This is a genomic window from Polaribacter sp. BM10, from assembly GCF_002005425.1.
Taxonomy (GTDB): Bacteria; Bacteroidota; Bacteroidia; order Flavobacteriales; family Flavobacteriaceae; genus Polaribacter; species Polaribacter marinaquae.
This window is the reverse complement of record NZ_CP019704.1, coordinates 2,087,722-2,101,881: the sequence shown is the minus strand read 5'-3', so window position 1 is coordinate 2,101,881 and position 14,160 is coordinate 2,087,722. Positions and strand designations below refer to the sequence as shown.

14 protein-coding genes are annotated in these 14,160 nt (G+C 29.9%); 11 read left to right on the top strand and 3 right to left on the bottom strand.

Translation table 11 applies throughout. The features are described from left to right. Positions 1-47: 47 nt before the first annotated feature. Genes BXQ17_RS09355 through BXQ17_RS09330 form a run of 6 tightly spaced genes read left to right on the top strand, consistent with a single transcriptional unit; the run spans position 48 to position 4,920 of the window. Positions 48-749, top strand: coding sequence for a CoA transferase subunit A (locus BXQ17_RS09355; RefSeq protein WP_077810391.1), 702 nt, complete (start codon positions 48-50; stop codon positions 747-749). Positions 750-751: 2 nt separating this feature from the next. Then, positions 752-1,405 carry a CoA transferase subunit B gene (locus tag BXQ17_RS09350; protein WP_077810390.1) on the top strand — a complete coding sequence of 218 codons (654 nt, stop codon included), beginning with the start codon at positions 752-754 and terminating at the stop codon, positions 1,403-1,405. Between the two features lie 32 nt (positions 1,406-1,437). Further along, entirely contained in the window at positions 1,438-1,668 is a 231-nt protein-coding gene (locus BXQ17_RS09345; RefSeq protein ID WP_077810389.1) for a hypothetical protein, read from the top strand. 12 nt (positions 1,669-1,680) lie between these two features. Then, complete coding sequence (locus tag BXQ17_RS09340) at positions 1,681-2,442, top strand: exodeoxyribonuclease III (protein ID WP_077810388.1); 762 nt, start codon at positions 1,681-1,683, stop codon at positions 2,440-2,442. Between the two features lie 7 nt (positions 2,443-2,449). After that, complete coding sequence (locus BXQ17_RS09335) at positions 2,450-3,934, top strand: lytic transglycosylase domain-containing protein (protein WP_077810387.1); 1,485 nt, start codon at positions 2,450-2,452, stop codon at positions 3,932-3,934. Between the two features lie 2 nt (positions 3,935-3,936). Next, positions 3,937-4,920: a DUF4837 family protein gene (locus tag BXQ17_RS09330; protein ID WP_077810386.1), complete on the top strand. Its 984-nt coding sequence runs from the start codon at positions 3,937-3,939 to the stop codon at positions 4,918-4,920. 82 nt (positions 4,921-5,002) lie between these two features. On the opposite strand, the gene trpS is transcribed toward BXQ17_RS09330, so the two are convergent. Next, positions 5,003-5,971: a tryptophan--tRNA ligase gene (gene trpS, locus BXQ17_RS09325; RefSeq protein WP_077810385.1), complete on the bottom strand. Its 969-nt coding sequence runs from the start codon at positions 5,969-5,971 to the stop codon at positions 5,003-5,005. Between the two features lie 104 nt (positions 5,972-6,075). Between trpS and BXQ17_RS09320 the strand changes: the two genes are divergently transcribed. Both BXQ17_RS09320 and BXQ17_RS09315 read left to right on the top strand, forming a co-directional pair. Continuing rightward, a complete protein-coding gene (locus BXQ17_RS09320; RefSeq protein ID WP_077810384.1) occupies positions 6,076-6,843 on the top strand; it encodes a 1-acyl-sn-glycerol-3-phosphate acyltransferase in 768 nt (255 codons plus the stop codon). Next, complete coding sequence (locus BXQ17_RS09315) at positions 6,840-7,481, top strand: hemolysin III family protein (RefSeq protein ID WP_077810383.1); 642 nt, start codon at positions 6,840-6,842, stop codon at positions 7,479-7,481. Before BXQ17_RS09320 ends, BXQ17_RS09315 begins: the two co-directional genes overlap by 4 nt. 244 nt (positions 7,482-7,725) lie before the next feature. Here the strand turns inward: BXQ17_RS09315 and BXQ17_RS09310 are convergent, their stop codons facing one another. Then, positions 7,726-8,199: a CYTH domain-containing protein gene (locus BXQ17_RS09310; protein ID WP_077811396.1), complete on the bottom strand. Its 474-nt coding sequence runs from the start codon at positions 8,197-8,199 to the stop codon at positions 7,726-7,728. An 87-nt stretch (positions 8,200-8,286) separates the two neighbouring features. Between BXQ17_RS09310 and BXQ17_RS09305 the strand changes: the two genes are divergently transcribed. From BXQ17_RS09305 to BXQ17_RS09295, 3 genes are read left to right on the top strand one after another with little or no spacing between them, the layout of a single operon-like run. After that, positions 8,287-10,611 carry a hypothetical protein gene (locus BXQ17_RS09305; RefSeq protein ID WP_077810382.1) on the top strand — a complete coding sequence of 775 codons (2,325 nt, stop codon included), beginning with the start codon at positions 8,287-8,289 and terminating at the stop codon, positions 10,609-10,611. 2 nt (positions 10,612-10,613) lie between these two features. Continuing rightward, positions 10,614-11,336 carry a DNA repair protein RecO gene (gene recO / locus BXQ17_RS09300; RefSeq protein ID WP_077810381.1) on the top strand — a complete coding sequence of 241 codons (723 nt, stop codon included), beginning with the start codon at positions 10,614-10,616 and terminating at the stop codon, positions 11,334-11,336. Next, positions 11,336-13,810, top strand: coding sequence for a TonB-dependent siderophore receptor (locus BXQ17_RS09295; protein WP_077810380.1), 2,475 nt, complete (start codon positions 11,336-11,338; stop codon positions 13,808-13,810). Before recO ends, BXQ17_RS09295 begins: the two co-directional genes overlap by 1 nt. On the opposite strand, the gene BXQ17_RS09290 is transcribed toward BXQ17_RS09295, so the two are convergent. After that, positions 13,800-14,159 (bottom strand): SdpI family protein, encoded by a 360-nt coding sequence (locus BXQ17_RS09290; RefSeq protein WP_077810379.1) that lies wholly within the window; start codon positions 14,157-14,159, stop codon positions 13,800-13,802. The two genes, BXQ17_RS09295 and BXQ17_RS09290, sit on opposite strands and share 11 nt — an antisense overlap. Between the last annotated feature and the right edge of the window lies 1 nt (position 14,160).

The following is a 14,160-nucleotide window of genomic DNA, read 5'->3' as shown; positions in this document are numbered from 1 at the left end:
TTTATTCTTATCAATATTCAAAACAATAACTTATAAAATTTAATTTTATGATTAATAAAAAAGTTAAAAATGTACAAGAAGCCTTACAAGGTGTTAAAGACAAAATGACCTTTATGTTAGGTGGTTTTGGTTTGTGTGGTATTCCAGAAAATGCAATTTCAGAATTGGTAAAATTAAATGTTAGAGATGTTACATGTATTTCTAACAATGCTGGTGTAGATGATTTTGGTTTGGGTTTATTACTTCAAAATAAACAAATAAAAAAGATGATTTCTTCTTACGTTGGCGAAAACGACGAGTTCGAAAGACAAATGTTGTCTGGTGAATTGGAAGTAGAATTAACGCCGCAAGGAACTTTAGCAGAAAAATGTAGAGCTGCACAAGCAGGTTTTCCGGCATTTTATACGCCAGCAGGTTACGGTACAGAAGTAGCAGAAGGTAAAGAAACAAGAGAATTTGATGGTAAAATGTATGTTCTAGAACCCGCTTTTAAAGCAGATTTTGCTTTTGTAAAAGCTTGGAAAGGTGATGCAGCAGGTAATCTTGTGTTTAAAGGAACCTCTAGAAACTTTAACCCAAATATGTGTGGTGCAGCTACAATTACTGTTGCAGAAGTAGAAGAGTTGGTAGAAGTTGGTGAGTTAGATCCAAACAATATTCATATTCCAGGAATTTTTGTACAAAGAATTTTTGAAGGAAAAGATTACGAGAAAAGAATTGAACAACGAACTGTAAGACAAAGAAGCTAATTATGTTAGATAAAAACGGAATTGCGAAAAGAATCGCACAAGAAGTTCAAGACGGATTTTACGTTAATTTAGGTATTGGTATTCCAACGTTAGTTGCCAATTATGTTAGAGAAGATATCGAAGTAGAATTTCAATCTGAAAATGGAGTTTTAGGTATGGGACCTTTTCCTTTTGAAGGTGAAGAAGATGCAGATATTATAAACGCAGGTAAACAAACAATAACCACATTGCCAGGAGCAAGTTTTTTTGATTCTGCAACTAGTTTCTCTATGATTAGAGGTAAACATGTAGATTTAACAATTCTTGGTGCTATGGAAGTTGCAGAAAACGGTGATATTGCCAACTGGAAAATTCCAGGAAAAATGGTAAAAGGAATGGGTGGTGCAATGGATTTAGTAGCATCTGCAGAAAACATTATTGTAGCCATGATGCATTCTAATAAACGTGGTGAATCTAAAATTTTAACAAAATGTTCTTTACCATTAACAGGCGTAGGTTGTGTTACTAAAGTGGTAACTAATTTGGCGGTTTTAGAGGTAAAAGATAATGCATTTCATCTTTTAGAAAGAGCACCAGGAGTTTCTGTAGAAGAAATACAAAATGCTACAGAAGGTACTTTGGTTGTAAACGGAGAAATTCCGGAAATGAATATTTAGATAGAACAATAACCTTTTTACTAAAATAGAACATGATTTTATTTAAAAAATTATATTGGTTGATAAATCCATTATTAATGGTTGTTTTTATGCTGGTTTTAGAAAAGCTTTTTAAATTAGATAACATCGTTTTAAGTACTTCGATTGCTGTTTTACTAGCGTTTTTATTATCTCCGAAAGTTGTAATTGTAGAAAAGCAACATGGTCCAGAAGAGCAAATTAAGTGGTTGTTTTCTAAAAAGGTAGTGAATAAAAAACTATAGAAAGATATAAAAATGAAGATAATATCTTATAACGTAAACGGAATTAGAGCCGCTTTAAAAAAGGGTTTTATAGAATGGTTAGAAGCAGCGCAACCAGATGTACTTTGTATTCAAGAAACAAAAGCACATAAAGAACAATTAGATTTGTCTGTTTTTGAAGATGCAGGTTACAAATACCATTATTGGTTTTCAGCTCAAAAAAAAGGATATTCTTCAGTAGCAATTCTTTGTAAAGAAAAACCAAATCATATAGAATATGGTACTGGTATAGAAACCATGGATTTTGAAGGAAGAAATCTTCGAGTAGATTTTGATGATGTTTCTGTAATGAGTATGTATTTGCCATCTGGTACAAATTCTGATAGACTTAGTTATAAGTTTAATTACATGGATGAAATTCATGAGTATCTTCAAAATTTAAAACAAGAAATACCAAATCTAGTTATCTGTGGTGATTATAATATTTGTCACGAGGAAATTGATATTCACAATCCTAAAATGAAAGGTGTTTCTGGGTTTTTACCAGAAGAAAGAACTTGGTTAGGTAATTTTATCGATAATGGTTTTATAGATAGTTTTCGTTATTTAAATCCAGAGAAACAACAATATTCTTGGTGGAGTTATAGAGCAAATTCAAGAGCAAACAATAAAGGTTGGCGTTTAGACTATGCAATGGTTACAGCACCTTTAAAAGATAAGATTTCTAGAGCTTATATTTTATCAGAAGCCAAACATTCCGACCATTGCCCAATCGCAGTAGAATTAGATTTATAGAATTTTAATGAGAAATTTTTTAGTAGTATTTTTTATAGCAACAAGTGTTTTTGCACAATCACCAAAAGACTCAACTTACAAAAAAATAACAAAAGCAGATTTATTTTCTGATTATGATATTGTTCTGATAGACAGTTTGTTAATGGATTCTAAATACAAGTCTCCGTTATACGAAACATCAACATATATTATAAAAGATATAGAAAATAAAGACGTTTCTAATGTTGCTTTAACTACAGAAGTTTTAAAAGAAAGATTACAAAAAATAAATGCCAAAACACCATTTCATATTGCGTATAATCCTGCTTTAGAAAAGGTGATTAAGTCTTATTTAAAACATAGAAAAAGATATTATCCTGCTTTAATGGCGAAAGCAGAATATTATTTTCCGATGTTCGAGCGATATTTAGACCAGTTCGATGTTCCTTTAGAAATGAAGTATTTGGCAATTGTAGAATCTGCTTTAGATCCTACGGCTAAATCTAGAGTTGGTGCAACAGGTTTATGGCAATTTATGTACACAACAGGTGTACAATACAATTTAAAAGTTAGTTCTTATGTAGACGAGCGCCAAGATCCGGTTAGAGCAACTATTGCGGCTTGCAAATATTTATCTAATTTGTATACTATTTTTGGTGATTGGGATTTGGCTTTGGCGGCATACAATTCTGGTCCTGGTAATGTAGCAAAAGCTATTAAGCGTTCTGGTGGTTATAGAAATTATTGGAATATTCGCCCGTTTTTACCACAAGAAACAGCAAGTTATGTGCCTGCTTTTTATGCAACAATGTATTTGTTCGAATATCAAAAAGAACATAATTTAATTGCGGCACCACCTCAAATTCGTCATTTCGAAACCGATACAATTCAAATAAAAAAGACAATTAGTTTCGATCATGTTTCAGAAACTACCGGTATAAGTTCAGAGTTAATTCAGTTTTTAAATCCGGCTTATAAGTTAGATATTATTCCTTTTGTAGAAGGAAAAAATTATGCAATTCGTTTACCAAGAAAGAATGCCTTTAATTTTATAGAAAATGAAAATGTAATTTACACTTTAGCAGCAGAAGATGCTTCTAAAAGAGAAAAGCCTTTACCTAAGTATTTTGAGATGGATAAACGTATTCGTTACAAAGTAAAAAGTGGAGATTTTTTAGGTAAAATAGCTAATAAATTTGGTGTTAGAATTAGTGAAATTAAAAGTTGGAACAGATTAAAAAATAGCAGATTAAAAATAGGGCAACGTTTAAGTATTTATCCAAAGAAATTGGCGATACCAAAATCTTCTGTAAAAGTTTCATCAACCCAAAAAAATATAAAAAGTAATAAAAAAGGTGCTTACGACTTGTATACAGTGCAAAAAGGCGATTCACTATGGACGATTTCTAGAAAGTTTAAAAATGTTTCTGTAGATGAAATTAAAAAATGGAATGATATTTGGAGTGCAAAAAGTATTAAACCCGGAACCAAACTTAAAATCTATAAAAGTTAATTATGAAAAAAGTATTAATACTATTTGTAACCGCATTAGTTTTAGTTTCTTGTAAAGGTACAGACAAATATGTACTTAGAGATTCTTTAGGAAAAGTAAACAAAGTTTTAGTTGTAACAAAAGCCAGTGATTGGAACGGAGATTTAGGCTCTGAAATAAGAAATTCTTTTGGTGAAATTTTAGTGGGTTTGCCACAGGCAGAACCTATTCTTTCTGTGTCTCAAATTGCGCCAAATGGTTTTGGTAGCATGATGAAAGTTTCTAGAAACATCATGATTATTGGAGAAGGTGAAAAAGAAGAATTTTATATTAAAAGAAATGTATATGCACAACCACAAATAATTGTGTATGTGTATGGTACAGATGATGCAAGTATAAGTAAAGTTTTTAATGAGCATAAGAAAGAAATTATGGATGCTTTTATAGATTCTGATATCAAAATGACTCAAAAGATTTTTGAAAAGAAAAAACTAGATGAATCTCAATTTGAAACTGTAAAAAACTTGGGTATTACTTTTACGGCACCAGATAATTATAATAAAGTAGATGATACAGGAGACTTTTTATGGCTTAGACAGCATTTATTAAGTGGTATTGCAAAAACAGGAAGTAATAATATTTTAGTGTACAGTGTGCCTCTAGAAGATGAAGATAAGGTAGCAGAAAATATTGTAAACGTTAGAAACCAAATAGGAGAGAAGTACATACCGGGTACAAATGAAGAAACCATGCATATGATTACAGAAGAAGCGTATACTCCTTTTACTTCTGAAATGGTTCTAGATGGTAAAAAAACTTTTGAAACGAGAGGTAAATGGGAAGTAAAAAACGATTTTATGGCTGGTCCTTTTTTAAATTATTCTGTAATTGATAAAAAGAATAATAGGGTTGTAGTTTTCGAAGGATTTACATATGCGCCTTCTGTTAATAAAAGAGCTTTTATATTCGAGTTAGAGGCAATTGCAAAATCAATGAAAATAAAATAACGATACTTAGTTTATAGACTAAAAAATCCCTTAACAAATTCTGTTAAGGGATTTTTTTAATTATATATAAAAGTAAAGTAGCTTAGTACCCTATTTTTTGTCTTACTCTTTTAAGAACGTCATTTGCAGTTTTTGTTGCTTTTTCTGCTCCAATGCGTAATGCATCATCAATTTCATTTTTGTTATTCATATAATGATGGTAACGTTCTCTTACTGTCGCAAATTTTTCTAAAATAAGTTCGTATAAAGCTTGTTTTGCGTGCCCGTAACCATAATTCCCACCTTCATAATTAGCTCTCATTTCTGCAATTTGAGCATCAGAAGCTAATAACTTGTACAAAGCAAAAACGTTATCTGTATCTGGGTTTTTAGGATCTTCTAAAGCTAAACTATCGGTTTTTATACCCATAATTTGCTTGCGTAATTTCTTATCAGTTAAAAAGATATTGATAGTATTATTTCGAGACTTACTCATTTTTTCACCATCAATTCCTGGTACTAATTTTGTGTGCTCTTGTATTTTTGCTTTCGGTAAAACAAACGTTTCTCCAATAATATTGTTCATTCTACTAGCAACATCTCTTGTAATTTCTAAATGTTGTAATTGATCTTTACCAACAGGCACAACTTCTGCATCATATAATAAAATATCTGCAGCCATTAACATTGGGTATGTAAATAAACCAGCATTAACATCTTCTAACCTATCAGATTTATCTTTAAAACTATGTGCTAGAGTTAATCTCTGAAAAGGAAAATAACAACTTAAATACCAAGTTAATTCTGTAGTTTGTGGTATGTCACTTTGTCTATAAAAAACAGTTTTATTAATATCTAAACCACAAGCAAGCCAAGTAGCAGCAGTACTATAAGTGTTTTCTCTTAATTCTTCTCCGTTTTTAATTTGCGTTAAAGAATGCATATCTGCAATAAATAAATAAGCTTCGTTTTCTGGGTTGTTAGCCATTTCTACTGCAGGTAAAATAGCTCCTAATAAATTACCTAAGTGCGGGGTACCTGTACTTTGTACACCTGTTAAAATTCTTGACATTAATTGTATGTTTTAATACTTATAATTCTTCTTTAAAAAAACAAAAATAAGGTTTTGGTAAGGATAATCAATAAACAAAAAGAATATTAGTATTTTTGATTGATATGAAATTATTTAAGATTCCGTTATTATTTATTTGGCGTTTGTGGTTCTACATTTTAATGTTTGTTTCACTTTTAATTTTCTTTCCTTTTTTATTGATTTTTACATTTAAAGAAGAACATTATTCTATATTCTGGAAGTTTGCTAGGTTAATTTCTAAGATTTTAATTTACGGAATGGGTTTTCGTATAGATTTTACTGCGGATGAAAAAATAGACGTTGATAAAAGCTATATGTTTTGTCCTAACCATGCCTCTTTATTAGATCCTTTTGTATTGATAGTATTAAGTAAAAGGCCCATTGTTTTTGTAGGTAAAAAAGAATTGGTTAAAATACCAGTATTTGGTTTTTTCTATAAAAGAACCGTTATAATGGTAGATAGATCTAGCGTAGAAAGTAGAAAAAGAGTTTTCGAAATGGCTAAAAAAAGACTACAAAACGGTGTAAGTATGGCTATTTTTCCTGAAGGATTAGTACCTGAAGAAGATGTTGTTTTAGCACCATTTAAAAAAGGTGCATTTAGTTTGGCTATCGAGTTTGAAATACCAATTGTACCGCAAGTATATTACGATTGTAAGCGTTTTTTTTCTTGGGATATTTTTAAAGGAAGGCCTGGTGTTTTAAGGGTTCATCAGTTTAAATTTATAGAAACAAAAGGTTTAAATGTGTTAGAAGATATGAAGGTTTTGAAAAATAAAACCTTTGATATTATTTTTGAAGCTTTGCAGGCTGATAAAAAATATATGAAAGATACAAATAGAAAAATATGAGCGAAAAATTAAATCCTATTTATACAAGTACCGAAGAAAAACTAAATATTTGGTCTCACGGATTCGGTTTGGTATTAAGTATAATTGCTTTTCCTTTTTTGATTTTAAAAGCATTTGAATATGATGGTTTTTGGAAACCTACAAGTTTTATAATTTATGGTGTAAGCATGATATTGTTGTATGCCGCATCTACTTTTTATCATGCAGCAAAAGATCCAAAAAAAAGAAGGCGTTTAAATATATTTGACCATGCTGCTATTTATGTATTAATTGCCGGAAGTTACACACCTTTTTGCTTGGTAGGTTTAGATTCTTCATTAGGTAATTACATGGCTATATTTGTTTGGGTTTTTGCGTTGATTGGTATCATACTCAAATTATTTTTTACAGGTAAATTTGATAAATTATCTACCGCAATGTATTTACTTATGGGGTGGCAAGTAGTTTTTTTTATTTCGCCTTTAATAGATAGTTTGTCTTCGTTTAGTTTAAATTTTCTTTTTTATGGGGGTATTTCTTATAGCATTGGTGCAGTTTTATATTCCATTAGAAAGATGCCGTATAATCATGCAATTTTCCATTTATTTGTTTTAATAGGAAGTTTTTGTCATTTTTTAGCAATATATAATCTATTATAAATATTAGTTTAATTTATTGATAACTTAATAAATGGGTGCTTTACAGTTGTTTAGTTTTGTTTTTTTTATGGTTTAATGACAAATCCTTAAAAAAAGGTAATTATTTTGTTAAATGTTAAAAAAAACTTTAATTTTGTGTCGCTCTCAAAAAAATTAACATTTGTTAATGGATTTTTGAGTATTTATAAATTTATTTAGGGGGTAGGTTTATTAAATTTCCTCGAACAGCAAGTTCGAGGTTTTTTTATATCCAATTTTTAAAAGGAAATTTGCTAATATTTGAGTTATAGTATTTTACGTCTCCTGTAACTTCTTTACCCAACCAATTTGGTTTTTCAATTTTTTGATTTTCAGAAGTTAGTTCTACTTCAGCAATAATCAAACCTTTATTGTCGCCATTAAATTCATCTACTTCAAAAGTTAAAGATTTGTAAGAAATCAAATATCTATGCTTTTCTATAATGCCTGGTTCGCATAATAGAAATAAATTTTCGGCTTCTTTTACATCAATTTCTTTTTCCCATTCAAATCTTGTGGTGCCTTCTAAGTTAGATTTTCCTTTGATTGTTAAAAAAGCTTTGTCGTCTGCAATTCTAACTCTTACGGCTCGGTTTTTATCAGAATTTAGATACCCTTGTTTAATATATTTTTTTTCGAAACTTTCTGTTTTAAAGTTTAAGTTTTTTACCAAAAACTTTCTTTCTATTTCTATACTCATAAAACGTGCTGTATTTTGTACTAATGTAATGTGTTTTAGCGTTATTGTAACAATAAATAAATATCTTTGATTAATAATTTTATCTTCATGAAAAAAATAGTAACTCTTTATATATTCATTATCTCTTCGATAATATTTTCTCAAACAGATTACAGTGATTCTTGGGAAGATTTTTATTCGTACAATAATGTTAAAGATTTTACAAAGGTAGATAATGTAATTTATGCATTGGCAGATAATGCTGTTTTTACCTACAATGTTTTAACTGGCGATATTGATAAACTATCTTCTGTACAAGGTTTATCTGGTGAGAATACAACATCAATTTATTATAATAAAACGTATCAAAGATTAATTATTGGTTACGAAAATGGTTTGGTAGAAGTTGTAGATAATGATGGTTCTATTACAATTTCATCAGACATTGTTAATTTTAGTCAATCTGGAGAAAAAAGTATCAATCATATATCAGAACACGGTAATAAACTTTTTTTAGCAACACCTTTTGCCATTGTAGTGTATGATATAGAAAAGTTAGAATTTGGCGATACTTATTTTATAGGTAACAATTCTACATCAGTAAAAATTAATGAAACATTAGTAAATAATGATGTTATTTACGCAGCAACAGATTCTGGTATTTTTAAAGCTGATGTTAACAGTACTTTATTAATAGATTATAATAATTGGGAGCAGCAATTTGATGGCAGAAGTTTTAAATCGATCTCATTTTTAAATAACTTGTATGTATCAGAAAATAGAAATTTATATGCATATGATGGTAATGCTTTAAATCAAATACGAAGTTTTTCAGAAAATATTTTAGCAACAAAAGCATCAGAAACACATTTAAATATTGCTTTAAGTAAAAGTGTTGTCGTATTAAATGCAACTATGGGAACTCAGGTAACTTTTAGTGCAAATTCTAGTTTAGATTACAGTGTAAACACTAGTTTTTTTGAAAACAATTTGGCTTATATCGCAACCAAAGAGTTTGGTGTTTTGATATCAAATATTTCTAACCCTAATAATTATTTAGAAATTCATCCAGAAGGTCCGTTAGCAAACAATGCTTTTTCAATAGCTTCTGCAAATAATAATTTATGGATTGTTTACGGAGGTTATAATTCTGTGTATGGGCCAACTTTTAACAAAGCAGGATTTAGTCATTTTAACGGAGAAAATTGGTTGAATACCAACTACAGTTCTAGTTTTCCGGTAACAGATTTAAGTTATGTTACAATAGACCCTAACCAAGAAAATAAAGTTTATATAAGTTCTTTAGGCGATACAAGTAATACAAATACTGTTGCTACTGGTGGTTTAATGGTTGTAGAAAATGATGAAATTACTACGTTTTACAATCAATTAAATAGTCCGTTAGAAGATATAGAAGCATTAGATCCTAACAGAGTAACTATTAGAGTTGTTGGTTCTGCAATAGATAGCCAAGGTAATTTATGGGTAACAAATATTGGTGTGCCAAACGAACTTAAAAAATTATCTACCAATGGGCAATGGTCTAGTTTTGATATGAGTTCTGTAAAAACCAATGCTGCATTTGGTTTAAGTGAAATGGCAATAGATAGAAACAACAGTATTTGGTATGGTTCTAGAAATAACGGAGTTTTTGTGTTTAATGAAAACGGAAATCGAAAAAAATCTTTAATAGCAACACCTAATTTGGGTAATTTACCAGACGCTTCTGTAGTTACTGTTGCTGTAGATAAAAGCAATAGAGTTTGGTTGGGTACAAAATCTGGTTTGGTAGTTTATTCTAATGCATCTGCAGTTTTCGAAGAAACAGTTACCAATGCAAATCCTGTAATTATTTTAGATGACGGAATCCCTAAAAAATTAGGAGGAGATCAAGCAATTAATAGTATTTCTGTTGATGGAGCAGATAATAAATGGATTGGAACTGATAACGGAGGCGTAATTTACACAAACCCAAGCGGGCAAACAACATTGGCTAATTTTAGTAAGCAAAATTCACCTTTACCATCTAACCGAATATTAAAAATTAGCGTAGACACTTCTACGGGTAAAGTATATTTTGCAACAGATAAAGGTATTGTGGCTTACAACAGTAAAGTTGCGCCTTTTGGTGATGTTTTAGGTGAAGTTTATGCGTATCCAAATCCTGCCTTAAAAAATCATGAAACTGTAACAATAGATGGCAGAAATGGTACACATTTACCAAAGGGTACAAATGTTAAAATTGTAGATGTAGCAGGTAATTTGGTTTATGAAACTAATGTTGTAGAAGGGCAAGAGCTTCAAGGTGGTAAGGTAGTTTGGAACAAAGAAAATTTATCTGGTAGAAAAGTTGCTTCTGGTATTTACATTGTGCTACTTTCTAATGATGATGCATCAGAAACATCAATAACCAAAATAGCAATTGTAAACTAATAATGGCTGCAATTAAAACAAAAGCTATTGTTTTAAGTAGTTTAAAATATAGCGATACCAGTTTAATAGTTAAATGTTTTACGTATGAAGATGGTGTAAAATCGTACATTATCAAAGGGATTTTAAAAGCAAAAAAAGGCGGAATTAAAGTTGCTTACTTTCAACCTTTAACACAATTAACAATTGTAGCAAATCATAATAATAAAAGTACTTTAAATACACTTAAAGAAGTGCAGGTTTTAAATCCGTATACTTCTATTTACAGAGATATAGTTAAACAATCTGTTGTATTGTTTATTTCTGAAGTGTTGTCTAACAGTATTCAAGAAGAAGAAAGTAATACATCTTTTTACAATTATTTAGAAGCAGGATTAAATTGGTTAGATTCTCATGATAAAATTGCCAATTTTCATTTACTTTTTCTTTTAAACGCTTCTCGTTTTTTAGGCTTTTATCCTGATACTACAAATGATTCTTTATTTGGCTTCGATTTATTAAACGGAAGTTTCTCAGAATCAACGCTTGACGCTAATGTTATTTCTGGTAACGAATTTTATCAATTTAAAAAGCTGTTAGGCATAAATTTTGATAGTATAGAAAACGTATCTTTCAGTAAAAATGAAAGACAAATGGTGTTAAAAACCATAATAAGATATTTTGAATTACATTTGGATGGTTTTAAAAAACCTAAATCATTACAAATTTTAGAAGCAGTTTTTAATTAATGAAGAAATTTTTACTTACAATCGTTTTTTTTGTCGCAGGCATAACTTATGCACAAGAAGTTAAAGTTTTAGACAAGCAAACAGGTAAAATTGTTAAAAATGTTAGTGTTTTTAATGATAACCAAACAATTAATTTAACCACAAATAAGTTTGGTTTGGTAGATGTTTCTGATTTTAAAAAGAACGAATATGTTGTTTTCTCTCACTTAGCATACGCTGTTTTAAGAGTAAAAAAATCTCTGTTAAAGAGCAAGAATTATGTTATTTCTTTAGCAAAAGAATCAGAGCAGTTAGATGAAGTTGTACTTTCATTATTTAAAAAAGAAGAAAAAGCATACAGGATAGCAGAACAGGTTGCAGTTTTAAATACTAAAGATATTCAAAATGTATCACCACAAACTTCTGCAGATTTATTGGCAACAATACCCGGTATAAAAGTTCAGAAATCTCAATTTGGTGGCGGAAGTCCGGTAATTAGAGGTATGGAATCTAATCGCGTTTTATTAGTTGTAGATGGTGTTAGAATGAATAATGCAATTTATAGAAAAGGACATTTACAAAGTTCTATTACGGTTACACCAAATATTTTAGATAAAACAGAAGTAGTATTTGGGCCATCCTCTGTTCTTTACGGTTCAGATGCTTTAGGAGGTGTTATTCATTATTATACAAAAACACCAAAGTTATCAGAAGAAAAAGAAGTTAAAAGTCAGTTTTTTTCTAGGTTTTCTACTGTTAATCATGAAATTACTACAAATGTTACTGCAGAAATTAGAAATAAAAATTGGGCTTCTTTAACGAGTGTTTCTTATAGTGATTTTGGCGATTTAAAAGCTGGTGAAAATAGAAGGCATGGTTTTGATGATTGGGGAAAAGTATTCTTTTATTCTGAAAATATTAACGGAAATTATAAAGAGAATCCTACACCAAATTTAGATCCAAATTTGCAAAGAAATACAGGCTACAATCAAACAGATGTTTTGCAGAAGTTTTTTGTGCCTTTAAATAAAAACGCAGATTTAAAAATTAATTTACAATACTCTACTACATCAGATATACCAAGGTTTGACAGGTTAACAGAATTAAGTGGCGGAACGTTAAAATTTGCAGAATGGTATTATGGTCCGCAAGAACGATTGTTAATTTCGTCTCAATTATTATTTGATACCAACAAAAATTGGTTAGAAAAAGGAGTTGTTACTGCAGCGTATCAAAACCTGCAAGAAAGTAGAATTCAAAGAAAATTTGGTAGTTTAGAGCGTTCTTATAGAGAAGAATCTGTAGATGTTTTTAGTTTGAATGGAGATTTTTCTGTGTCTTTAACAGAAGATAAAAAAAGAACACTTTCTTATGGTTTTGAATTGGCTTATAACGACGTCGGTTCAAATTCTTACGGAAGAGAATTAAATATAGAAAACAATCAAATTAATGGTTTTTCTAACAATTTTAAAGTACAATCTCGTTATCCTGATGGTGGAAGTAGTTATTTGAGTTCTGCTGTTTATGTTGATTATAGACAAGATCTTAGTGCTAAATCTACTTTAAACTCTGGCTTAAGATTTACAAACACTCATTTAGAAGCAAAATGGATAGATCAAACATTTATTCAGCTAACAGATACAGATATCGAAGCAAATCATTCTGCAGTTACGGCAACTTTAGGTTACGTTTTTAAACCCAATAAAAATTGGCAAATAAATAGCGTTTTATCATCTGGTTTTAGATCACCAAACATAGATGATGTTGGTAGAGTTAGAGAAAAATCTGGCAATGTTACAGTACCAAATATCAATGTTACACCAGAATATGCGTACAGTGCAGAACTAGGTATTCAAAAATACTTTAATAACAAAAGATTTCGATTTGGTGCAAATATCTATTACACATTATTAGATAATTATATTCAAAGAGATTTTGTTTACAACACAGATGGTAGTGTACAACAAGTAGAGTTTGATGGCGAATTTGGGAACGCTGTTTCTAATCAAAATAAAGAAACCGCTTATATTACTGGGTTTACAGCAAACTATTTAGGTAAAATTTCTGATGTTTGGAATACAACAGGTTTTATTACTTATACTAAAGGACGTACCTACGATACAGAAGAACCAATGTCTTCTATTCCGCCGTTATTTGGTCAATTTGGTGTAAACTATAAAGTAAATAAAATAGAATTAGGTGCAGCTGTTAGATTCAATGCCAAAAAAGATATAGAAGATTTTAATATTACAGAAGGTATCGATAACCACGATTTAACACCAATTGTTAACGAAAACGGTGCTACAGCAACAGATATTTACTTTGGTACACCAAGTTGGGCTACTTTAGGCTTAAATGGTAGATATGCAGTTAATAATAATGTATCTGTACAAGCAAGATTAGATAATTTATTAGACGAACATTATATAGAATTTGCTTCTGGTGTTGCTTCTCCTGGTAGAAACTTATCAATTTCTTTAATGGCTACTTTTTAAGCTTTTTCTTTTTTCCTTCATCCGTAAAGTTTTCGTTTAAAGCTTTTTCTGTTTTTACGATACTTACAATTACAGATAAAAATACAAAAGCCATTGGTTGCCAAGTTAAATTAGCGTTTAATAAAGTGGTAAAAGCTAAACAAGCAATAAAAGACAAACCTGCGTAAATTAACAGACTTCTATTAAAAGTACTGTTTGCAAAATCCCAAATTTGCTGATTTTGCATCGCTTTAGGTGTTTTATAGCCGTAAATACTATTAATTTTTTTGGGTGGAAATTTCCAAAAAATTATACTTAATAAAAACAGTAAACCGTTGGTTGTTAATATGTATAATAAAGCATCGTTCATA